Origin of the sequence: Pseudoalteromonas sp. SCSIO 43088 (assembly GCF_023650795.1) — a bacterium.
Classification (GTDB): domain Bacteria; phylum Pseudomonadota; class Gammaproteobacteria; order Enterobacterales; family Alteromonadaceae; genus Pseudoalteromonas; species Pseudoalteromonas shioyasakiensis.
Map to the genome: position 1 here is coordinate 397503 of NZ_CP072675.1, position 22496 is coordinate 419998.

Consider the following 22496-nt stretch of genomic DNA (forward strand, 5'->3'; position numbering starts at 1 on the left):
ACATTGCGATGCCGAAAGGGAGGAGACCATTTCATCGTTCTTGCCCAGGTGGGCAAGAGAACTCATGTTCTTTACCTAGTAGCTCTACGGTGACCCGCTGACTTTGTGGGCCGCTCATTAGCTAGCCTGTTGAACGCTTTGTAATTTCTCAAGCAGGCCAGTTAGTGTGCTGCTTGTATCTTTTTGTTTCTCTTCGTTTTCTAGTACTTCTAATTGCAGAGTTTCGTTCTCATCTAAAAGCTTAGAGTTTTGCTCTTGTAAGCTTTTAACTTCGCTTTCAAGTTCACTGTTGCGAAGAATTAACTTGTCGATCAGTTGTTCGAGTTGGGAAAGAGTTTCGTTATTCATAAATGCGCTCATAAAACTGTGATTATTGTCATGCAAATGTAAAGGAAAGTGTCTTGATATGCCAGCATTTACGGCCGTTTTAGAGGATTTTTATTTATTATTAAGGTGTAATTCAGCGTAGCGGCTTTTTTATTCATTTATGATTCACCAAAACGCCAGATGCTAGGATCATTTTCTGTTTATCATGTACAATATGGCTATTCATTTTTAATGCAGTTTTGCATTTGGCGACTTATAAATATGCTTAGTTATCGACACTCTTTTCATGCAGGTAACCCTGCTGATGTTCTAAAACATCTTGTTCTAGCTGAAGTTCTTAAATACCAAACAATTAAAGACAAACCGCTTGATTATGTGGACACCCACTCAGGTGCTGGCTTTTTTGAACTTGCAGGCAGTGATGCACAAAAAACACAAGAGTATTTAGATGGGATTGCTAAGCTTTGGCAGCATAACAGTGAACACAATGCACTTAATGAGTATATTGAGCTGATTAAATCATTTAACTCAAATGGTAATTTAGATTTTTACCCTGGTTCGCCAAAAATTGCAGAGCACTTTTTACGTCGCCAAGATAACGGTTGGTTCTTTGAGTTGCATCCTCGTGACTTACAGTTACTGCAAGACAACATGAAAGGTAAGCGTTCTATTCGCGTACGTGGTGAAAACGGCTTTCAAGGCTTAATTGGTTTATTACCACCAGCATCACGTCGAGCTTGTGTGCTTATTGACCCTCCATACGAAATTAAAAACGACTACGATACGGTTGTTAACACTCTTGTTAAGGCGCATAAACGCTTTGCAACTGGAACGTACATGATTTGGTATCCGGTTGTAGATCGTGAGCGAATTGACAGAATGGAAGCGGGTTTAATCGCATCGGGTATGCGTAACATTCAGCTTTTCGAGCTTGCAACAGAGGCAGACACCGACGTTCACGGTATGACAGCATCGGGTATGATAGTGATCAACCCGCCATGGAAACTAAAGCAAACAATGGATGCGGTATTACCAGAGCTTGTTTCATTACTAAGCGATAGCAGTGGTTTTTATCGCAGTGAACAGTTAGTTGAAGAATAATTTCTCCAATACAAAAACGCCCAGCAATTGCTGGGCGTTTTTTTATTTAACTGTTGTTAATTCATATAAGTCGCTGCGAAGGTCGCAAGTGGCTCATCACTATCATCTAACAAGGTTAACTGTTCACCATTGATAGAGTACTTAGCTGTTGCCGCAAGTGCTGCAGACATGGCCGCTTCAATATCCATTTGTGATACACACATTTTTTTGGTGCTTGCTAATGGGTTGAATGTAAGCGTCTGCTCGTTAACCTCGTAACTACCTGAGAAGTTATTACATCCTAAGTGACCATTGGTTGAACCATCGTCTTTAAACTGTACGAAAGGTTCTTTATTTTCAACGGTGATAGCCTCACCGCTGATGGTAACTGCTTTCCAATACGTATTGGTCAATGTCACGTCTGGCTTTTTCGCTGATACTTTTGTCACTGTCACCTTGTACACATCATCCGTCGCATCTTCGGCAAATGGATTATTGTGAGTGGTGCTGATGTAAAGTAATTTACCTTGATTCTCAATGCGTGCACTCACACTATAGCGGTGACGGTCAGCAATTTTGCTTTCGTCATACTCAAGTGCCACGTTATATGGTGGCGCACCATTTAATTCAATTTCTTGTTCGCTGATAACCTCTGCTTTGGCATCCATTTTTGATACATCAGCAAGTTGTACTTTTAATACTGAACCCGGTGGCAGCATGCTGCGGTCTAAATAAATAACCTGAGTATTGAGGGTTTTCATTGTTGATTGCTCAGCTTGTGGTGCGGCAGAGTCTTCACCACAACCTGTTAATACTAAGCTGCTCCCTAAGATCATTAAACTGCATAGAGAAGCGCGTTTGAAAGATGAGATGGTATCCGAAGCCATGATTGTTTCCTTGCGTTTTAGGGTTATGCGTCTTTGTAATTGAATAAGCATAAAGTTCGCTGACTTAATCATAGCTTAATTAACAAAAAATGGGCACTTGGCCCATTTTCTTAATTACGGATTCGCTTTAAAAAGCAAATTGAGTGCTCGTTATTTTTTCACGTATTTGGTTAGAATAACAATGCGTTGACCATCAACACGGCCTTCAATATGTTCTGGGTTGCTCGTTAAGCCAATGTTTCTTACTGCTGTGCCACGCTTAGCAACAAGGCTGCTGCCTTTCACATCAAGATCTTTTATAAGTGTCACAGTGTCACCTGCTTGTAGCACAACACCATTACTGTCGATGTGTTTAATATCGTCATCTTCAGCTAGGGCTGTTTGCGCCCATTTTAACGTGTCTTCTTCAAGATAAATCATATCGAGTGCGTCTTGTGCCCAACCGTTATCAGCAGCTAAACGCTTCAACATGCGATAAGCCACAACTTGTACAGCCGGTGTTTGACTCCACATGCTGTCGTTCAAGCAATGCCAGTGGTTTGCAGTTAAATCAGCATTATTTTCAATTTGATCTTTACAGGTTTGGCAAACGTAAATGCATTTATCAGAATGAGCCTCTGTAACAGGTGGCACTTCGTAAACAGATAGATTGTCTGTATTAGTGCAAAGTTCACATTGGTTATTACTGCGTTCGATTAGGGCTTGTTCAATGCTCATAGGAGGCTCTTTTAGTTAACAAGGTAAGAAAAACAGCGCGCATTATAGCAAAAGCAGGTCCAAAGCGGAATATCCCTAATTATTGTAGGGGTATGCTTTTTGTGTATTTATTGATTATGGCATCTAAGCGGCCAGAATTTTTAAATTCTTTGATTGCTGTATTTATTTTTGGTAACAATGATTGATGCTCACTGCGCAGGCGAATTTTTAGATTACCTAGCGAATGTAATGCACCAAAGCTGATATCTGCATCAAATTGCTCAGCCCAATATAATGCTGGCAGTTTATCAATTATGACGACCTCAATTCGTTGCATTTTTAACGCCTGAATGAGTTGTTGCTCAGAGTGAAAATCAACCCGTTTAAAGCGGTTATCGTCATAATAGTAATAGCCTAAAACAGTCCCTACGGGTTGATTACGAATACTGTTGAGTTGCTGCCATTGAGCCACAGAGCTTTTTAAGCTCACTAGATACTCTTCAACGGCAAACAGGGTGTTTGAGTAACTAAACTGTGGATTTTGTTTTTCTGTCTGGCTCAGCCATTCGGGGCTTATGACATCAAAATCGATATGTCCTTGGTGAAGGTATTTAACGGTTCGTTTTGCAGGAAGCTCGACATGCTGCACTTGAATATCAGCAAGCAGCATAACTTGTTTGATAATTTCAGGAAGGATCCCTGGATTGCTTTTATCATCAATATAGTAAGGATAGTAGTTCCCAGAGCCGGTTACATTGTATTTCAGTACAGGTTGCTGCTCAGCCAAAACTGCTTGAGTAAGAAAAAGTAAAATTAAGAAAATCGAGTTAGAGAAGCGCAATGGTCTGATTGAATTCGTTTTCATGTACCTAGTTTGGTTGGGTTTTTGTTTTTTAGCAAGGCAAACATCTTTCACTATACTTATAACAATAGTAATGTGGAGATAGCCACATCTAAGTGAGAAGTAGAATGTCAGAATTAAGTATGGAAGGTAACAAAAGTCAGAGCATGACTCAGTATATAGCCCGGCAGCCAATATTTAATGCTGATAGAAGTTTGTATGCTTACGAATTATTGTATAGAGAATCGAGTGATAATGTCTTTCCGGTAGGCACCAGTGATGGTCAAGCAACGGGACGGCTGTTTTTTAACGCATTAATGTTGATGGGACTCGAAAAACTAACGGGCTTTCAACCTGCGTTTATCAACCTATCGACCGACGCTATTTTGGATGATTTCCCTAAGTTGCTGCAACCACGCAGTGCGGTTATCGAAATAGTGGAGCGGGCTACTAGCATTCCAAAAGTAGTGAGCCGCGTTAAGCAGTTAAAACAAGAAGGCTATTTGTTTGCGCTTGATGATTACGACGGCACAGATAAATGGCAAGATATTTTACCTTTAATGGATTTTATTAAGCTTGAAGTCACGCAGCCGATTATCAAAACCAACATGATGATCAAAAAGCTCAAACGCAGCTTCCCAGAAACCACTATCATAGTGGAGCGCATTGAAACTTATGAAGACTTTAAGCAACTAAAAGCAGCAGGTTGCGACCTGTTTCAGGGCTACTTTTTTGCCAAGCCAGAGCTTTTAAGTTTTGGTAATGTTGAACCATCAAAAGTTGCCGTGCTTGAATTACTTAACTGTACTGCGCAAACAGATTTAAATTTTGACGCAATTCAACAACGAGTTGCTAAAGATATAGGCCTTACAGCACGCATTTTAAAATTAGTTAATGCTCGTATAAGCAATAGTCAGCAAACAATTCGTTCGATTTCACAAGCGGTTATTTACCTTGGTGAAGACGCGATTAGACAATTTGTACGGGTATTAGCGCTGAGCGAGTTAGGCAATGATAAACCGCAAGAGCTAACTAAACTGGGCTTAACAAGAGCTAAGTTTATTGCGCTGATGCTTGAACCCGGTGGTAAAGACCTAGCTGAGCAGGGTTATTTAGTCGGTTTACTATCCGTACTTGATGCTATTTTAGATATGGAGCTTGATATCATTGCCAAAGAGTTTTCACTGGGTAGTGAGCTTTCGAGCGCACTGTTAAACTTTAATGGCATGCAAGGTGCGAGCTTACAACTTGTTAAGGCGATGGAAGAAGAGCAATGGCAAACTGCTCATGAGCTGCTAATGATGATCCGCCCTGCGTCAAAGATGGATGTGGTTTTTCAAGCTATGTACGATGCCCGTGCTTATGCCGATGAAGTGTTCGCAAGCTTATCATCGGTTACAGACTAAAAGTGCAGAGTTCGTTATGATGCGGGCTCTGAGTATTAAAAAGGTTTGTAACTAATGCGTGTTGTTTTTCCAGTACTGGCTATTTTAATTGCCTTGGCGTTACTAATTCTTGGTGTAACCCAGCCTGTGCTCACCCTAGAAGGAAAAATCGATAAATCTAAGCTTGCCAAAACAGGTATTGAAATGATTGCCGATGAAGGCGATCGCAATACCCGTAGCGTGTTAATGATGGCTTCAAGCATGTTGGGGCTTGATAAGCTCGAAGGTGAAATAGATGCCTACAAAAAAACACGCAGCATTTGGGGCACCGTGAATGAGCTCGCCAATAACAAAAATTACCTTGTTGCCGCGCTTGTTGCAGTGTTCTCGATTGTTATTCCCACTTTAAAACTCCTGATGCAATTGCTTTATTGTTTTTTACCTGCGAATAGATTTAAGCATTTGCTCGGTCAACTCATACAGGGCCTAAGTAAATGGAGCATGGTCGATGTGTTTGTGATTGCATTAATCGTGTCTTATTTGGCTGGTAATGCCGATGGGCAAATGGGCGAGCTAATCAAAATGCATGCCGAACTGGGGGATGGATTTTGGTATTTTACTGGCTATTGCCTGTTTGCTATTGCTGCCAGCAGTAACATAAAAATAGATAAGCCCTTGTCGAGCGCGTAAATTTTGGGCTACAATTTGGGCAATTAATTTTTAAGGTATGATGATGACGCGACTTTCAAGCTACTTATTGATAGCTATGATGCTGCTCACTTTTGTGGGTCAGTCAATTGCGTCTGTTGCTATGGTGTGTGATATGCCACATGCCAGTATGCAGATGGATCATCATGCTAATATGAGTGCTGACAGCGACATGAGTGATATGGATTGTTGCCATGAAGACGTAATGGATAACAGCGATTGTGCGTGTCCGTTCAATGCCTGTACAGCTCATTCACTCCTGCCGTTAAATGATTTAGTTGTTAAATCAATTAAGCAATCAGAAAAAGTCACCGTGTTAGGCGCCAGCCAGCTTAGTTTCCACGCAAGTTCTTTATATCGTCCACCTATTACTGCTTAAGCAGGATAGGTCTGTCTAAAATTCAGTAAAACGCTGAAATACTCCTTATTCTGCACCCAAAATCTATTGTTTTTTAACCATTTTTAAGATTTTTGGAGCATGTGATGATTCACAGCAAATTGATTAAGGCGCTTTCTCTAGGCGCAGTATTGATAACCTCAAGTTTAGTGAAAGCAGAGCCATTGGCGCTTAATCAGGTGATTGATTATGCATTGACTCACGAGCCTTGGTTACAGGCAAATAAATACCAGCAACAGGCGATAGAAGCGCAAAGCATTGCGGCAGGTACCTTGCCAGATCCAGTGTTAACCGTTGGACTCATGAACTTACCAACCGATGGCTTTGCCTTTGACCAAGAGGGTATGACGCAATTCAAAGTGGGCTTGTCACAACAATTTAGCCGAGGTGATAGTCTTGCCTTACAGCAACAAGCTTTAAAACAATCGGCTGAACAATACCCTTGGCTAAGAGCTGACCGCCAAGCACAGATTAAAGCCATTGTTAGCGAAGCATGGCTAAATGCCTATCGCGCACAAAAAAGCATTCAACTGATCAGCCAAGATAAAGCCTTATTTAATCAGCTTATTGATATTACAGAAGCAAGCTATGCCAATACACTTGGTGCGACTCGCCAGCAGGATATTATTCGCGCCCAGCTAGAGCTGACTCGGCTTGAAGATAAGCTGGTGATGTTAGAGCAACAGTTTGATAGTGCAAAAAAACGACTAGCACAATGGCTACCTATTGAAATGCTAAACGGTGCAGTGAGCGATGAAAATACCAAGGTGACCGCAGTAATGGCTTATCAAGAGCTTGCGCCATCGGGGGTGACTGAAGTGCTGATGAATCACCCGGCAATTATTGCTATTGATCATGCTATGCGTGCCAAAAACACCCAAGTGAAAGTGGCTAAAGAAGCGTATAAGCCGCAATTTGGTATGAACCTAGGCTATGGCTATCGTGATGATACCCCGATGGGTGACTCTCGCGCTGACTTATTCTCTATTGGGGTAAGTGTTGATTTACCGCTGTTTACTGATAACCGTCAAGATCAACAAGTTAATGCCGCAATAGCTAATGCCGAGGCGGTAAAAACCAACAAACTTATTACCCTACAAAAACTGCAAGGTCAGTATTTTAAAGAGCTTAGCCAACTAAGCCGACTTGCTCAGCGCAAAGCACTATATCAACAGCAGCTTTTACCGCAAATGGCGGAGCAAGCCGAAGCGACTTTAAATGCTTACACCAACGATGATGGTGACTTTTCAGAAGTGATGCGTGCACGCATCAGCGAACTTAACGCAAAAATTGATGCATTGAATATCGAAATAGACAAACAAATAACCCTCGCTCGCCTTAACTATTACGCAGCAGCAAAAGATAACCAAATAAATGCAGCACAAAGCCAAGGAGCTACCAATGAATAATACAGTGAAATTAGTTATCGCCTTGGCGGTAGGTGCGGCATTGGCAACGGCTTTAAATAAACTAGCTGAGCCAGATCATGAAGCTATGCCAAGCGCTGAGAAAAAGCCCTTATATTGGGTGGCGCCTATGGACAGTAATTACCGCCGTGATGAACCGGGTTTATCGCCAATGGGTATGGAATTAGTCCCCGTTTATGAGGAGCAAAGTAGCGCTGAAGACAGCCCTGGTACTGTGAGAATCTCACCAGCAGTCGTTAATAACTTAGGGGTAAGAACAGCGCCCGTAAGGTTTAAATCATTACAAACGACGGTTGATACGGTTGGTTATGTGCAATACGACCAAGACCAACTCGTGCATATTCACCCTCGTGTCGAAGGTTGGATAGAAACCTTATATGTAAAAGCTGCAGGTGACCAAGTTAAGCAAGGCGAGCCACTTTATACCTTGTATTCTCCACAGCTAGTGAATGCACAAGAAGAGCTATTGCTTGCCCTTAAACGTAACAATGCAGTGCTTATACGTGCGGCAAAAGCACGCTTAGCCTCACTGAATGTTTCTGACGATTTTATTACCCAATTAGAGCAAAGCCAAAAGGTCAGACAAAACATTACCTTTTATGCCAAGCAAAGTGGCGTATTGGATGAGTTAAATATCCGCGAAGGTTTCTTTGTGAAACCGGGCACAACCATGATGAGTATTGCTCACCTAGAAGAAGTGTGGGTTGAGGCTGAAGTTTTTGAGCGTCAAGCAGGGCTAATTCATAAAGGCTTGCCAGTTACTATGAGCTTAGATTACTTACCGGGTAAGCGCTGGCAAGGCAAGGTCGATTATATTTACCCAACCCTTGATGAGAAAAATCGTACCCTTCGCGTGCGTTTACGCTTTGCCAACCAAGATGGCTTACTCAAACCGAATATGTTTGCTGAAGTCAGCATTACTACTAAGCCAACTGAGCCGCAATTAGTCATCGCAAAAGAAGCGGTGATCCGCACCGGTAGCCAAGACCGTGTCGTGATTGATTTAGGTGAAGGGCGCTTTAAGTCAGTGGCTGTGACGCTAGGTCGTAGTGATAATCATGATGTCGAAATTTTATCAGGCTTATTGAAAGACGATAACGTAGTGGTTTCAGCGCAGTTCTTAATAGATTCCGAATCAAGTAAGAGTTCTGACTTTATGCGTATGCAAGAGCCAGATAGTGACAGCGCAATGGTCAATGGCGTGATCAACAGCATTGACCGTGAAGCCCGCACAGCCGTGATCAGCCGTGAGGCTATCCCTAAGTGGGGACGCGAGGCTGCAACTATGGAATTTCATTTTTCGCCGCGTATCGATATGTCTAGTTTACAAAGTGATGATGAAGTGCATTTTACCTTTAAGTTGGTAGACGGTGAGTTTGTGATTTTTGACATCATGACCATGAGCCACCCTATGCAAGGAGAAATGCAATGATAGCTGCCGTGATCCGTTGGTCAGTCGGTAATCGCTTCTTTGTATTACTGCTGTCTTTAATGTTGGCGGGCTTTGGGATTTTTTCTTTAAAGAATACCCCAGTTGATGCCTTGCCTGACTTATCTGATGTACAGGTTATTGTAAAAACGTCTTACCCAGGACAAGCGCCTCAAGTGGTGCAAGATCAAGTAACGTTTCCTATCACTACAGCCATGTTGTCGGTGCCGGGTGCTGAAACGGTAAGGGGCTTTTCGTTTTTTGGTGACTCTTATGTATACGTTATTTTTAACGAAGACACCGACCTTTATTGGGCACGTAGCCGGGTGCAAGAGTATTTGAGTCAAGTAAGTGCTCGCTTACCAGATTCAGCAAGGCCTGAACTTGGCCCTGATGCAACAGGTGTGGGTTGGATTTACTTGTATGCGCTGGTGGATAAAACCGGTAAGCACGATATTAGTCAGCTACGCAGCCTGCAAGATTGGTTTTTAAAGTTTGAGCTGCAAACGGTGCCGGGTGTATCAGAAGTAGCGTCTGTTGGTGGTATGGTTAAGCAGTATCAGGTGAATGTCGACCCCGATAAATTGCGTGCTTATGGTATTCCGCTGAGTTTAATTCAAACAGCAATTAAGCAAGGTAACCAAGAGCGTGGTGCCTCAGTGGTCGAAATGGCTGAAGCTGAATACATGGTATCAAGCACAGGTTATATTAAAAGTGTCGCAGATTTAGAAGCCATTCCGCTGGGTACTAATGCCAATGGCACGCCACTGCAATTACGTGATGTGGCTGATATAAAACTTGGGCCGCAAATGCGCCGTGGTATTGCCGAACTAAACGGCGAGGGTGAAGTAACTGGTGGTGTGGTTGTGATGCGCTTTGGAGAAAACGCCGAAGCAACCATTAAACTCGTAAAAGAAAAGCTAGAGTCGCTCAAAAAAGGCCTGCCAGAGGGGGTTGAAATCATCCCTGTGTACGACCGCTCAAACCTTATTACCCAAGCGCTTGATAACTTAAGCTCAAAGTTAATTGAAGAATTAATTGTCGTGGCCTTAGTGTGTGTAGTGTTTTTATTCCATATACGCTCATCGATCGTAGCCATTATCACGTTGCCAATGGGTATTTTAACGGCTTTTGTGGTGATGTATTGGCAAGGTATAAACGCCAATATCATGTCGCTTGGCGGGATAGCGATTGCCATTGGTGCAATGACCGATGGCGCTATCGTGATGATAGAAAATATGCATAAGCATATGGAGAAAACCCCACTGACCGATGAAAATCGTTGGCAAGTGGTGATGGACTCAGCCGCAGAAGTCGGGCCCGCGTTATTCTTTAGTTTATTGATCATCACTGTCAGCTTTATGCCGGTGTTTATTCTTGAAGCACAAGAAGGGCGCATGTTCTCGCCACTGGCTTATACAAAAACCTATGCGATGGCAGCGTCGGCTGGTTTAGCGATTACACTGGTGCCGGTATTAATGGGCTACTTTATTCGCGGTAAGGTTATTTCGGAGCAGAAAAACCCTGTAAACCGCATATTAGTGGCAGCCTATAAACCCTTGTTAAATGCGGTATTAAAAGTACCGAAAACAACATTGGTACTGGCATTAGTGTTGGCTGCTATTGGCTTTTACCCGGTTAATAAAATTGGTAGTGAGTTTATTCCTCCCCTTGATGAGGGCGACTTAATGTATATGCCAACGACTTACCCAGGTATTTCAATAGGTAAGGCCCGTGAAATCTTACAGCAGACCGATAAGCTAATTGCCAGTGTGCCAGAGGTTGAGTCGGTATTTGGTAAAGTAGGTCGAGCGGATACTGCAACAGATCCTGCGCCGCTGACCATGATCGAAACCTTTATTCAGTTAAAGCCAAAATCACAGTGGCGCGAGGGTATGACAACCGAGAAACTGAAAAAAGAGCTCGATAATCTGGTTAAGTTCCCAGGGCTTACTAATGCGTGGGTTATGCCAATCAAAACCCGAATCGACATGCTTGCCACTGGTATTAAAACGCCTGTGGGGATCAAAGTAGCAGGGCCAAAGCTGAGTGAAATTCAAAAAATCGGTGAGCAAATTGAAGTCATCTTAAAAGATTTACCGGGCACGGCTTCGGTTTACTCTGAGCGCGTTGCCGGTGGTCGCTACATCAAAGTCGATATCAACCGTGAAAAAGCAGCACGGTACGGTTTAAACATTGCTGATGTACAACAGGTTGTTGCCACCGCTATCGGTGGTATGAATGTGACCGAAACTGTTGAAGGGCAAGAGCGTTACCCAGTTAACTTACGTTACCCGCAAGATTATCGCGACTCGCCAGAAGAGCTTAAGTTGTTACCGATAGTGACACCAAACGGACAGCGTATCGCATTGGCCGATGTAGCTCATGTCTTCATCGAAGATGGCCCGCCGGGTATAAAAAGTGAAAATGCTCGTATTAATGGCTGGAGCTTAATCGACATTGAAGGCAGTGATATCGGCAGTTATGTTGAGCGTGCGCAACAAGCGCTGCATGAGCAACTCGAGCTACCAGCTGGTTACTCAATTACTTGGGCGGGGCAATATGAATATATGGAGCGCGCAGAAGCTAAACTCAGTTACGTATTGCCATTAACCTTGGCAATTATTGTGGTGCTGTTATACCTCAATTTTAGAAGCTTTATTGAGGTGGCAATGATCATGCTGACCTTACCGCTTGCTATGATAGGCGGTATTTGGCTGATGTACCTTGAAGGCTTCAACTTCTCGGTTGCTGTTGGGGTTGGTTTTATTGCCCTAGCTGGGGTTGCCGTAGAAATTGGCGTGATCATGCTGGTTTATCTCAACCAAGCTTATCGAGATGCTAAAGCGCAATCAGCACAGTTCACGGTTACAGAGCTGCGCCAAGCAATCATCAATGGTGCAGGCCTTCGGGTTAGACCAGTGATGATGACAGTTGCCACTATTATCATAGGGTTACTGCCAGTGCTTTATGGCACTGGAACGGGCAGTGAGGTGATGAGCCGAATAGCCGCGCCTATGGTCGGTGGGATGCTCAGCGCCATAGTTTTAACGCTACTTGTGTTACCTGCGCTTTATTTTCTATGGCGTAAACGTTACCTATAAATTTTACAGTTAGTGTGTAACTTGTACGCTTTAACTTGCTGCAAGTTACACACTTTATTTTTAAGATATTGAAAATTAATGAGTTTATTTCTGGTGTGATTTATGCAAAGTCATATTAAATTGATTTTGATAAGGAATGCACATGCAAGTTAAAACAATACAACAAGTTTATGATTGGACCGTGTTATTTCATACTCAAATGGCAGCTAACTTCCACAGTGTTAAAGACTTACTGGACGAGCATAATCAAATGCTGGTGGATTATTACCTGCAATATGAGAAGAAACTGGCAGAAGATCTCGTTGGCTTTAAAGCTATTACAGAAATAAACACGCTTGATACCTATTGCTATGAGTATTTTGCTGAAAACCCAGAGCTAATTACTTTTAACGATATCAGCACAGATCAGCAAATTGATGAAAAGGCGATTCAGGTTTACTTAACCACGCAACACCAAAAAGTAATCGACTTATACGAGTACTTGGTATCGCGAGCTGATACAGAGCAAAGTAAAGAAAAGCTCGAACGTTTACTTGAGCTTGAACATCAAGGCCTTAAGCAAATGATGCAAAGCTCAAACCGTCATATGGATATGTAGTATACCCAAACCACCTCAAGATGCAGAATTCAGCGTTTCACAGGTGCTTAATATCAAGGCGTTACTTTGTAAGAATGGCAGTCCCTTTTAAGAAGTAACAACTATGAGAGTAAGTGCCTGTGAAGCGCCCAACGGGTTGGTTTAAAAGCGATTTATACTGCGTTATTGATCTTAACAATAGAACCACTATTACTTGCAATCAATGCCTTGCCTAAATCGCTTTTAATTCCAACTGAAACTCACATCTTGAGGTGGTTTGGGTATATATTAATCAGCTTAATGAAAATCGAGTAAGAAGCCGACTTTTTTAAGGTATTTTTGCTCTTGCTGTAAGTCAGCTAAAAGCAAGGTATGTTCTTTAAGCCACTTGTTGTGAAACTTTAAGAACATACTATTTTGCTTGGCTGTTACCTCAAGTTTAAAACCTTGATCGGTAATACGCTTTTGATTCAGTAGTACCGCTAAGCGCAAAATCACAATAAGTTGCAATATTTCATAATGCTGCATGGTATGCAGTGCCGGAAACTCTTCTAAACGAATTTTTTTACGATAAAAACGGATCATGCAACTAAGCAAGGTTTGTTGTTGCTGCGTAAAGCCAGGCAATTGGCTATTCGCAACGATATACGCACTGTGCTTATGTATCCCTGATGAATTAACCCCTAAGCCAATTTCATGCAGCTGCGCGGCCCAATCCAGCAAGTTGATGTAGTCAGGATCGGTAAGTTGCCATGCCTCTTCTACTTGTTCAAACAGCCACTTTGCAGTTGTCGAGACGCGGTTAGCATGCTCTTTATCTATGGCATTACGCTCAGATAGGTTCGCTATGGTATTAGTGCGAATATCCTTATGGGCGAGCTTTTGCTGCATTTCATGTAGCAGGCCTTCACGAAGTGAAAAGTCGCTGTATTGCAACGCTTCGATTTTAAACAGCCTAAATACCGCAATTAAAATAGCTAAACCACCACAAATACTCACTTGCCGCTCAGGTGTAAGACCTTCAATTTGTAGCGCTTTTATTTGTTTAGCAGCAATAAACTGAGTTTTTAGCTCTAATAATCGCTCTAAAGTAATTAGCTCTTGCTCTGCATCGTTAGCATTGATCATGGCAAGGATAGATTTAATAGTGCCTGATGTTCCCACCACAGATTGCCAGCCAGCCGATAAGTAGTTGGCGAAAATCACTTCGAGTTCTTGCTCTGCGCGAACTTCAGCTTTGGCAAAGCGCTTAGCAGTGATTTGTCCATCTGCAAAAAACTGCTTGGTGTAACTAACACAGCCCATATTGCGGCTAGTAAGTAGCTTGTGCTTAAAGTGTTTGCCAATGATGAGTTCGGTACTGCCGCCGCCGATATCAATGACTAAGCGGTTTTCATCGTGATGAATGTAATGGGCAACACCTTGATAAATTAAACGCGCTTCCTCCTGCCCCGATATTACTTCAATTGGGTAAGGAAACACTTTACTTGCTTGGGTTAAGAACGAATGAATATTTTTAGCGCGGCGTAATGTGTAAGTGGCGGCCACTTTGACATTCTCAAGGGGGAAGTCCTGCAAGGTAGTAGCAAACTGCTTTAGAATCGCCAGCGCGCGTTCGATTGCTTCTTGGCTTAAATGATTTTTATCATCTAAACCGTCAGCTAAGTAAACGCGCTGTTTTTCTTTGTGTAAGATTTGCAAAGAGCCATCGACCTCTCTTGCCACCACTAAATGAAAACTATTTGAGCCTAAATCAACGGCAGCAATTGAGGGATAATCATTCATTATTATAGTTACTTTCCCATTTCTTAAGGTGGTCATAAATGGCAATTTGCGAGCGAATTTTCTTACGATTGCCGCGGCGCACATAGCTGTTTTTTTGTTCGCTATCGATTATGCGTGCTTTTGTTCTATCTTTAAACTGTAGCTCAAGAATATCAATAATAAGCTGTTTTAATTTTTCATCATAAATCGGTGCGGCTACTTCAACACGGTGATCAAGATTTCGGGTCATCCAGTCTGCCGATGAAATATAAACCTTTTCGTCGCCATTATTATGAAACACCATCACCCGAGGGTGCTCTAAAAAGCGGTCAACGATACTAATAATGCGAATATTTTCGTTAACGGCAGAGGGCACTAACGAACACATGCCACGCACAATAATACGAATTTTCACACCGCGTCTTGCGGCAAAGTAGAGGTGATCAACCAGCTCTTTATCAACAAGGTTATTTATTTTTAGCGTAATTCGGCCAGCCTTACCATGTTCTACATTTGTTATTTCAGCATCAATTAGCGACATAATAGTTTGTCGTGCGTTGACTGGCGAAATCATCAAATGATCAAATTGAAATGGTTTATAGCTGCTTTCGATAAACTTAAACACACTATCGCACTCTTCACTAATGCCCTCAAACTTGGTGAATAAGCTAAAGTCAGTGTAGATTTTGGCGGTTTTTTCGTGGAAGTTACCCGTGCCTATATGGGCATATTTCACTATGTTGTTCTTTTCTTTACGGTGAATAACGCATAACTTACTGTGAACTTTCAACGCAGGAATACCAAAGATCACTTTAACACCGGCATTGCTTAGGGTTTTTGCCCATTCAATATTGTTTTGTTCATCAAAGCGCGCTTTCAGCTCAACCATAACGGTTACGTGTTTGCCATTTTTTGCGGCATTAATAAGCGTAGAGACAAGTCGAGACTGACTCGCAACGCGATAAATATTGACCTTAATTTGGGTTACATCTGGGTCAAATGCTGCTTGGCGTACAAATTCAAGTAAATGGTTAAAGGTGTGATAAGGGTAATACAGTAAAATATCTTGTTCTGAAATGGCATCAAACACACTTGAGTGATTGTTAAAAGCCGTGCTTTGTAATGCCGGTAGTGGTTTGTTTTCTAAATACTGACGACCAACATTCGGAAACGCAATAAAGTCGCGGAAATTACGATAGCGACCGCCGGGGATCAACGCATCATGTTGGCTTATATTAAGGCGCTTTTTCATCACTTTAAGCATTTCAGCTGGCATGCTCTCGTCATAAACAAGGCGCACAGGCTCAGCAGAAATACGTTGTTTTAGACCTTTTGACATTTTATCGAGCAAGCCTTCTTCAAGCTCGTCATCTAAGTTGTATTCGGCATCACGGGTTAATTTGATGGCATAACATTGAATATCATCAAAGCTAAAAAAGCTGCTAAACACATCGCGAATAAAGTAGGCGATGATGTCATCTAGCATCACAATGGTTTTGTGACGGCGTGTTTTCTCTGGTGGCAAAATAACAAAACGAGATACGCGGTCGGTTGGCACTTCCATCATGGCATAATGACTTTTTTGGTTAGTCATCTCGACAAACAAATAAGTCATGGTGTCGTTGATTTGATCTGAGTAGTCTTTCTTTTCAGAGAGTAAAATCGGCAATATGTGTTGTAGCACATTATCGTGGAAGAATTTTTTCAGCCAACTCAAGTGAAATTCAGATAACTCCTCAGGTAACTCAACGTGAATATTGTGCTCGTTTAAGTCATTTAAAATATCTTTATGAATTTGGTTAAACTTTTTACCAAGCTGCAGCACTTTACTTTGGATCTGATGAAGTAGTATTTCGTCTTCTTCAAAGTTCGCATCAGGAATTTTATTAAGTAATATTCGGCGTTTTACATCGGCAACACGGACACGGAAAAACTCATCCATGTTGTTTGAGTAAATACCTAAAAAGCGCATGCGCTCAATAATCGGGTTCGATTTATCTTTGGCTTCTTGCAGCACGCGTTCATTAAAAGACAGCCAACTTAGCTCTTTGGCAAAGTAATTAACGGCTTGAGAAGAAGAATGTGATGCGTTCATCTGGTTTTCCAACGTTTATAGCTAGTTAGAATATAGAGGATGCAGATGACGTTTATATGACGTATTTATCACTTTTATGACATACATGTCAGTTATGTGACATGTATGTCATTAATTTTTAAAGCTTAGTTTAAGTTTAAATATCCCTATAAACTTGCTTGTTATGCGTCCTCAATATCAACAATTAAGTCTGTGGTAATAGACTCGAGTGCCGTGATTACTTCGTCCTTGTTCATGCCTATTGGCAAAGCGACGGTGGCAACAGCACTAAAAATTGGCACACCCCAGTTAGGTGCACTTTGTTGTTTTGAATTTAGGTGAGTGATATTCGCCCCTTTGTGACGAATAACGCTGGCAAGCTCTTGCACAATGCCAGGTCTGTCGTTGCCAGTAATGACAAAATTGATTTGTTCAGATTTTTCTTCTGAAAGTGTTTCGGCGCCGCGTTCAATTCTGATTTCTAAATACGGCAAACTATGCAATGCGTCTTGCAGCTCTTGCAGGTGCTCTTCAGGCACTGCTGCCTCAATGATCCCTGCAAAGTGACCTGCAAGGTGGCTCAAATTACTGCTTAACCAGTTACCATGATGGTTTAAAATTGTGGCTGAAAGGTCTTCAACTAGGCCGGGTTTATCTGGCCCCAAAATAGTAATTACTAACTGCTTCATACTTATATCTCTATAAAAATGCCTCTGAAAAATGCAATAAAAGGAAGGAGGCGTTGGTTAAAAATGATTCTTATTGTCGAAAAAAATAAGTCATCTTGAGTATTGATGCAGTTTTATTGTTTGTCCAATTTTTTCCATATAGTTATAAAAAATTAGTTATAACAGTTTGTTAGCTTGTCAATTTGGTCGTTATAAATACGCAGAGCAATGTCGCAATTTGGTCATTTTTTAACTTTAAAATACGTCCCTGAAATACTCGCTTTATTACACTGAATTATGACGTTTGTAACATTACTGTCATCTTGGTGAAATATAATGCGCGCAACGTTAAGATTTAAGGGTGTTTTGATGACTTCCAATCCGAATAAACCTACCTTTCATACGGATAGAAGCCGTCTATTTAAAGACAGGTTTGCCAAGTGGGGTATTTCCGCAGGTGGCGTAATGGTGCTAGTAGCACTGCTACTTATATTCTTTTACCTTCTTTATGTTGTTCAACCTATTTTTGAGTCAGCAAAAGTAGATACACGTAACAGTGTAAAACTACAAAATGCGTCAGAAGTTGTGGGTCTTGGCATTGAAGAACAAACAGAAATTGCCTTTTTACTTGGTGAAAAAGGTAATGTGGACTTTTACAATGTTGAAAAAGAGCAATTTGGTAAAAAGATCACCACTCTTAATACAGAATTACCAAGCGATGTAAGCAGCTTCGCAAGCTCTGCACCGTTTCAGGGGCAATACGCATACGGCCTAGAAAATGGCTCTGTGGTTGTGGTTGCGCCAAAATTCCTAGTGACATTCCCGAACAATCAACGCCAATTAACACCACGTTTAGATTACCCGCTGGGTGATATGGCGCTTGAAGTTGATGAGCAAGGTGCGGCAATCACTAAATTTGCATTTAGCCACTACGAAGATAAAACAGCTGTTGTTGCTTTAACGGCTGACAAGCGCGTTATATTCAGCAGCTTTGTGGGTGAAGAAAACATGTTCACCGGCGAAGTAGAGTGGGTTGTTGAGCGAACTGAGCTTGATATCGAAGGTCGTGTTGATGAGCTATTAATCTCACCAGATACAACACGTACATTTGTACGTTCAGCAAATCAAATTTACGTATATGATACCCGTTACCCTTCTGAAGTTGAGCAAATCCAACTGCTTGCAGCTAACGAAGAAAACGCGAACCTAGTTTCAACTCAGCTATTGGCTGGTGCCAACTCACTGATGCTTGCTAACGATAATGGCGAAGTTTCACAGTGGTTTGAAGTAAACACTGAAAATGGCCGTGAGTTCCAAAAGATTCGTGCATTTGAAACCAGCAAGCAATCGAAACTAAACATTTTCACCGAGTTCTACCGTCGTACATTCTTCACAGCAGGCGCTAACGGTGAGCTAGGTATTTATTACACAACTAGCGATGCCAAACTGTGGCAAGGTAAAGTAAGCGAAGGTCCAATTCAAAACTTTGCAATAGCGCCACGTTCAAATGCGGCACTTATTCTTGCTGATGACGCGCTAAAAGTAATTGAAATTCATAACGAGCACCCAGAAGTAACTTGGTCTGCGTTATGGCAAGAAGTATGGTACGAAGGCTACCCAGAGCCGGGTTATATCTGGCAGTCAACGTCTGCAAGTGATGACTTTGAATCTAAGTTCTCATTAGTGCCAATTTCATTCGGTACGATTAAAGCTGCAATGTACGCAATGTTATTTGCGGTACCAATTGCACTTTCAGCGGCAATTTACACTGCGTACTTTATGTCGAGTGAATTACGTAAAGTGGTTAAGCCGACGGTAGAAATCATGGAAGCATTACCAACGGTAATCCTAGGTTTCTTAGCGGGTCTTTGGTTAGCCCCATTAATTGAAGAGCATTTACCTGCGATTATCGGATTATTGGTGTTGCTACCAATCGCTATTTTATTAACGGCATTTGGTTGGAATAAGCTACCGGCGTCAATTCGTCACCGTATTCCTGAAGGTTCGCACTCAATTTTACTTATTCCAGTGGTTATTTTCATCGGCTGGTTATCGTTTGCGATGAGTAACTCAATTGAGCTTTGGATGTTTGACGGCAATGTGCGTCAGTACTTAACCAATGAACTGGGTATGACGTTTGACCAACGTAACTCACTAGTTGTTGGTATTGCGATGGGCTTTGCTGTTATCCCGACTATCTTCTCAATTGCTGAAGATGCGGTATTCAGTGTTCCTAAGCACTTATCAAATGGTTCATTAGCACTCGGTGCAACACAATGGCAAACATTGGTTCGCGTAGTATTACTAACAGCAAGCCCAGGTATCTTCTCAGCAGTAATGATGGGTCTAGGCCGTGCTGTAGGTGAAACAATGATTGTACTAATGGCAACAGGTAATACACCTATTATGGACTGGAGTATCTTCCAGGGTATGAGAACACTTGCAGCGAATATCGCGGTAGAAATGCCTGAGTCTGAGGTAGGTAGCTCGCATTATCGCATTCTATTCTTAGCAGCATTTGTATTATTCATATTCACATTCATTTTCAACACAGTGGCTGAGTTTGTTCGACAGCAACTGCGTGATAAATACAGTTCAATGTAGGTGGAGAGACACGACATGGTAAAGCAGTGGTTTAAGTCTGGTTCTCCTTGGATTTGGATGACCGGCGGTGCGGTAAGCATCAGTTTAATCTCGGTTCTTGGCTTACTAGCCATGATTGCTTGGAAAGGTTTAAGCTTTTTCTGGCCATCAGAAGTAGTGCAACTTGAGCTGCAAGGCTCAGTTGAAAAGCAAACAGTGATCGGTGAAGTTTATGACCGTGAGCTAGTTGCAAAATCACGTATTGAGGCGACGGGCGTTGATTTATCTCATTACGATAAAGAGCAACTAGAGCGTTTATTGATTAAAACAGGTAACCGTGAGTACGTAGCTCTAGATTTCCGTTGGGTACTAGAGACAGACATCACATCGCGTACTGCGCCAGCTGAGCTTGCTGTATTCGAGCGTAGTAAAAACGGTAACTTCTACGGTTATGTAGAACAGGTTATTAAAGACGGTGAAGTTATCACTGATAACAAAATCGACGTGCTTTATGATCTTGTTGACCGTGCTGTTGACCTGAATGACCAAGCGTTAGACTTACAAAATGGTGATATTGGTCATATTAACTATGAGCTTGAACGTTTACGCTTAAGAGAAAAGGCATACCAGCTTGATAACGAACTAACCGATGAGCGTGTTGCTGAGCTTGCACAAGCGCGTGCTGAGCTACGTGCTGAGTACACAGTGTTAGAAAAGCAGTTATTCGCGCTTCGTAAACAAGCAAAGCGTGACCAAGTAACTGTAAGAGACATGCGTGGTGAAGTGGTTACTTTACCTCTGTATCAAGTTCTTGATGTGTGGTTCCCTAATGACATGGGCTTCTTTGCTAAGCTTGGTCACTACTTTGTGCAACTTGGTAAGTTTGTAGCAGATGACCCACGTGAAGCAAACACTGAAGGCGGTGTATTCCCAGCGATTTTCGGTACCGTGTTCATGGTATTACTAATGGCAGTGATTGTGACGCCGTTTGGTGTTGTTGCAGCGATTTACTTACATGAATACGCAGCAAAAAATGCCGTGACTAAGATGATTCGTATCGCGGTAATCAACCTTGCAGGTGTACCTTCGATTGTATACGGTGTATTTGGTCTAGGTTTCTTTGTATACATGCTAGGTGGCAGTATTGACCAATTGTTCTACCCTGAGTCATCGCCAAGCCCAGTATTTGGTACTCCAGGTGTGATTTGGTCTGCTTTAACGCTAGCAATTTTAACGCTGCCTGTTGTTATTGTTTCGACTGAAGAAGGTTTATCACGTATTCCAAGTACGGTTCGTCATGGTTCATTAGCACTTGGCGCAACAAAAGCAGAAACGCTATGGCGTATCATCATTCCGATGGCAAGCCCAGCGATTATGACAGGTTTAATCTTAGCGGTTGCACGTGCAGCCGGTGAAGTAGCACCACTAATGCTTGTTGGTGTTGTTAAGATGGCGCCAACACTGCCACTTGACGGTAACTTCCCATACATACATTTAGATAGAAAATTTATGCACTTAGGTTTCCACATTTACGATGTTGGTTTCCAAAGCCCTAACGTAGAAGCGGCACGTCCGCTGGTATATGCCACGGCATTCTTACTGGTATCAGTAATTATCGCCCTGAATATCACCGCGATTGGTATTCGTAACCACTTACGCGAAAAGTTTAGAGCTCTTGAGCATTAATACAGAATTTTTATAGGTAGACAGAGATGATTACAGTTGCACCACAAGTAAACCAAGCTAAAAGCGCGGCAAAGCTAGATTTAGATAACCTAACTGCAGAACAAACAGCGTTAGAGATTAAAGACTTAGATCTATACTACGGTGATAAACAAGCGCTTAGCGGCGTAAATATGAACATCCCAAAAGGTCAGGTAACAGCATTTATCGGTCCATCGGGTTGTGGTAAATCAACACTTTTACGTTGTATCAACCGTATGAACGACCTTGTTGATAGCTGTCGTATCGATGGTGAGATCTTACTACATGGTCACAATATCTATGATAAGAATGTAGATGTTGCTGCACTACGAAGAAATGTCGGGATGGTATTCCAACGTCCTAATCCATTTCCAAAATCAATCTACGAAAATGTCGTTTATGGCCTACGCTTACAAGGTATTAAAGAAAAGCGTAAACTAGACGAAGTGGTTGAACAATCTTTACGTGGCGCGGCATTATGGGATGAAGTTAAAGACCGTTTACACGATAGTGCATTTGGCCTATCGGGTGGTCAGCAACAGCGTCTTGTTATTGCTCGCTCAATTGCTATCGAGCCTGAAGTACTACTTCTGGATGAGCCTACATCGGCACTAGATCCAATTTCTACTTTAGTTATCGAAGAGCTAATTAACGACTTAAAGAATAAGTTTACCGTGGTAATCGTTACTCACAACATGCAACAGGCTGCTCGTGTATCAGACCAAACTGCGTTTATGTACATGGGTGAGTTGATTGAGTATTCAGATACCAATACGTTATTTACAACACCAAGCAAGAAGAAAACAGAAGACTACATTACAGGCCGCTACGGTTAGTTAATAAAG

Annotated in this window: 18 protein-coding genes and 1 pseudogene; 11 read left to right on the forward strand and 8 right to left on the reverse strand. The window is 42.0% G+C overall.

The window, feature by feature from the left end; all coding sequences use genetic code 11:
• Positions 1-37: 37 nt before the first annotated feature.
• A pseudogene (locus J8Z28_RS01945) lies at positions 38-118 on the reverse strand (cell division protein ZapA); the annotation flags it as partial.
• Positions 118-348, reverse strand: a complete 231-nt coding sequence (locus J8Z28_RS01950) for a cell division protein ZapB (RefSeq protein WP_054563591.1) — start codon at positions 346-348, stop codon at positions 118-120. The pseudogene J8Z28_RS01945 and the gene J8Z28_RS01950, both read right to left, overlap by 1 nt.
• Positions 349-588: 240 nt before the next feature.
• On the opposite strand from J8Z28_RS01950, the gene J8Z28_RS01955 reads away from it, so the two are divergent.
• Entirely contained in the window at positions 589-1428 is an 840-nt protein-coding gene (locus tag J8Z28_RS01955) for a 23S rRNA (adenine(2030)-N(6))-methyltransferase RlmJ (RefSeq protein ID WP_054563512.1), read from the forward strand.
• A gap of 56 nt (positions 1429-1484) precedes the next feature.
• On the opposite strand, the gene J8Z28_RS01960 is transcribed toward J8Z28_RS01955, so the two are convergent.
• The 3 genes from J8Z28_RS01960 to J8Z28_RS01970 form a co-directional block, all read right to left on the reverse strand.
• Entirely contained in the window at positions 1485-2294 is an 810-nt protein-coding gene (locus tag J8Z28_RS01960) for an META domain-containing protein (RefSeq protein WP_055198962.1), read from the reverse strand.
• 150 nt (positions 2295-2444) lie between these two features.
• Positions 2445-3011 (reverse strand): PhnA domain-containing protein, encoded by a 567-nt coding sequence (locus tag J8Z28_RS01965; protein ID WP_054563514.1) that lies wholly within the window; start codon positions 3009-3011, stop codon positions 2445-2447.
• Between the two features lie 79 nt (positions 3012-3090).
• Complete coding sequence (locus tag J8Z28_RS01970) at positions 3091-3855, reverse strand: substrate-binding periplasmic protein (protein WP_250659792.1); 765 nt, start codon at positions 3853-3855, stop codon at positions 3091-3093.
• A gap of 104 nt (positions 3856-3959) precedes the next feature.
• Here J8Z28_RS01970 and J8Z28_RS01975 point away from each other — a divergent pair, with 104 nt between their 5' ends.
• From J8Z28_RS01975 to J8Z28_RS02005, 7 genes are all read left to right on the forward strand, one after another.
• Positions 3960-5237, forward strand: coding sequence for an EAL and HDOD domain-containing protein (locus J8Z28_RS01975; protein WP_055198963.1), 1278 nt, complete (start codon positions 3960-3962; stop codon positions 5235-5237).
• A gap of 54 nt (positions 5238-5291) precedes the next feature.
• Entirely contained in the window at positions 5292-5906 is a 615-nt protein-coding gene (locus J8Z28_RS01980) for a paraquat-inducible protein A (protein ID WP_250659793.1), read from the forward strand.
• A gap of 43 nt (positions 5907-5949) precedes the next feature.
• On the forward strand, positions 5950-6303 hold the full coding sequence (locus tag J8Z28_RS01985) for a hypothetical protein (RefSeq protein WP_055020901.1): 354 nt from the start codon (positions 5950-5952) through the stop codon (positions 6301-6303).
• Between the two features lie 104 nt (positions 6304-6407).
• Positions 6408-7730: a TolC family protein gene (locus tag J8Z28_RS01990; protein ID WP_055020902.1), complete on the forward strand. Its 1323-nt coding sequence runs from the start codon at positions 6408-6410 to the stop codon at positions 7728-7730.
• Positions 7723-9180, forward strand: coding sequence for an efflux RND transporter periplasmic adaptor subunit (locus J8Z28_RS01995; protein ID WP_054563520.1), 1458 nt, complete (start codon positions 7723-7725; stop codon positions 9178-9180). The genes J8Z28_RS01990 and J8Z28_RS01995 overlap by 8 nt, the downstream gene beginning before the upstream one ends.
• Positions 9177-12281, forward strand: coding sequence for an efflux RND transporter permease subunit (locus tag J8Z28_RS02000; protein ID WP_250659794.1), 3105 nt, complete (start codon positions 9177-9179; stop codon positions 12279-12281). The genes J8Z28_RS01995 and J8Z28_RS02000 overlap by 4 nt, the downstream gene beginning before the upstream one ends.
• A gap of 142 nt (positions 12282-12423) precedes the next feature.
• Positions 12424-12879, forward strand: a complete 456-nt coding sequence (locus tag J8Z28_RS02005) for a hypothetical protein (RefSeq protein WP_054563522.1) — start codon at positions 12424-12426, stop codon at positions 12877-12879.
• 276 nt (positions 12880-13155) lie between these two features.
• Here the strand turns inward: J8Z28_RS02005 and ppx are convergent, their stop codons facing one another.
• The 3 genes from ppx to J8Z28_RS02020 all read right to left on the reverse strand — a co-directional run bounded on the left by ppx (position 13156) and on the right by J8Z28_RS02020 (position 17385).
• Positions 13156-14643, reverse strand: a complete 1488-nt coding sequence (gene ppx, locus J8Z28_RS02010; protein ID WP_062566619.1) for an exopolyphosphatase — start codon at positions 14641-14643, stop codon at positions 13156-13158.
• Positions 14636-16717, reverse strand: a complete 2082-nt coding sequence (gene ppk1, locus J8Z28_RS02015; protein ID WP_054563524.1) for a polyphosphate kinase 1 — start codon at positions 16715-16717, stop codon at positions 14636-14638. The genes ppx and ppk1 overlap by 8 nt, the downstream gene beginning before the upstream one ends.
• Before the next feature lie 161 nt (positions 16718-16878).
• Positions 16879-17385: a glycine cleavage system transcriptional repressor gene (locus J8Z28_RS02020; RefSeq protein WP_054563525.1), complete on the reverse strand. Its 507-nt coding sequence runs from the start codon at positions 17383-17385 to the stop codon at positions 16879-16881.
• Positions 17386-17733: 348 nt separating this feature from the next.
• Between J8Z28_RS02020 and J8Z28_RS02025 the strand changes: the two genes are divergently transcribed.
• Genes J8Z28_RS02025 through pstB form a run of 3 tightly spaced genes read left to right on the forward strand, consistent with a single transcriptional unit; the run spans position 17734 to position 22487 of the window.
• Complete coding sequence (locus J8Z28_RS02025) at positions 17734-19968, forward strand: ABC transporter permease subunit (protein ID WP_063528170.1); 2235 nt, start codon at positions 17734-17736, stop codon at positions 19966-19968.
• Positions 19969-19983: 15 nt separating this feature from the next.
• The gene (gene pstA / locus J8Z28_RS02030; protein WP_250659795.1) at positions 19984-21633 is read left to right on the forward strand and encodes a phosphate ABC transporter permease PstA; all 1650 of its coding nucleotides are present in this window, start codon (positions 19984-19986) and stop codon (positions 21631-21633) included.
• Positions 21634-21659: 26 nt separating this feature from the next.
• Positions 21660-22487, forward strand: a complete 828-nt coding sequence (gene pstB, locus J8Z28_RS02035; protein ID WP_062566615.1) for a phosphate ABC transporter ATP-binding protein PstB — start codon at positions 21660-21662, stop codon at positions 22485-22487.
• Positions 22488-22496 lie beyond the last annotated feature (9 nt).

What these genes read in the sequence shown, in the direction of transcription:
- J8Z28_RS01990 (WP_055020902.1), top strand. Translation starts at nt 6,408, where the DNA reads ATGATTCACAGCAAATTGATTAAGGCGCTTTCTCTAGGCGCAGTATTG.
- J8Z28_RS02005 (WP_054563522.1), top strand. Translation starts at nt 12,424, where the DNA reads ATGCAAGTTAAAACAATACAACAAGTTTATGATTGGACCGTGTTATTT.
- pstA (WP_250659795.1), top strand. Translation starts at nt 19,984, where the DNA reads ATGGTAAAGCAGTGGTTTAAGTCTGGTTCTCCTTGGATTTGGATGACC.
- J8Z28_RS01950 (WP_054563591.1), bottom strand. Translation starts at nt 348, where the DNA reads ATGAATAACGAAACTCTTTCCCAACTCGAACAACTGATCGACAAGTTA.
- J8Z28_RS02020 (WP_054563525.1), bottom strand. Translation starts at nt 17,385, where the DNA reads ATGAAGCAGTTAGTAATTACTATTTTGGGGCCAGATAAACCCGGCCTA.
- J8Z28_RS01975 (WP_055198963.1), top strand. Translation starts at nt 3,960, where the DNA reads ATGTCAGAATTAAGTATGGAAGGTAACAAAAGTCAGAGCATGACTCAG.
- J8Z28_RS01985 (WP_055020901.1), top strand. Translation starts at nt 5,950, where the DNA reads ATGACGCGACTTTCAAGCTACTTATTGATAGCTATGATGCTGCTCACT.
- J8Z28_RS02025 (WP_063528170.1), top strand. Translation starts at nt 17,734, where the DNA reads ATGACTTCCAATCCGAATAAACCTACCTTTCATACGGATAGAAGCCGT.
- J8Z28_RS01960 (WP_055198962.1), bottom strand. Translation starts at nt 2,294, where the DNA reads ATGGCTTCGGATACCATCTCATCTTTCAAACGCGCTTCTCTATGCAGT.
- J8Z28_RS01955 (WP_054563512.1), top strand. Translation starts at nt 589, where the DNA reads ATGCTTAGTTATCGACACTCTTTTCATGCAGGTAACCCTGCTGATGTT.
- J8Z28_RS01995 (WP_054563520.1), top strand. Translation starts at nt 7,723, where the DNA reads ATGAATAATACAGTGAAATTAGTTATCGCCTTGGCGGTAGGTGCGGCA.
- J8Z28_RS01980 (WP_250659793.1), top strand. Translation starts at nt 5,292, where the DNA reads ATGCGTGTTGTTTTTCCAGTACTGGCTATTTTAATTGCCTTGGCGTTA.
- J8Z28_RS01965 (WP_054563514.1), bottom strand. Translation starts at nt 3,011, where the DNA reads ATGAGCATTGAACAAGCCCTAATCGAACGCAGTAATAACCAATGTGAA.
- J8Z28_RS01970 (WP_250659792.1), bottom strand. Translation starts at nt 3,855, where the DNA reads ATGAAAACGAATTCAATCAGACCATTGCGCTTCTCTAACTCGATTTTC.
- ppx (WP_062566619.1), bottom strand. Translation starts at nt 14,643, where the DNA reads ATGAATGATTATCCCTCAATTGCTGCCGTTGATTTAGGCTCAAATAGT.
- pstB (WP_062566615.1), top strand. Translation starts at nt 21,660, where the DNA reads ATGATTACAGTTGCACCACAAGTAAACCAAGCTAAAAGCGCGGCAAAG.
- ppk1 (WP_054563524.1), bottom strand. Translation starts at nt 16,717, where the DNA reads ATGAACGCATCACATTCTTCTTCTCAAGCCGTTAATTACTTTGCCAAA.
- J8Z28_RS02000 (WP_250659794.1), top strand. Translation starts at nt 9,177, where the DNA reads ATGATAGCTGCCGTGATCCGTTGGTCAGTCGGTAATCGCTTCTTTGTA.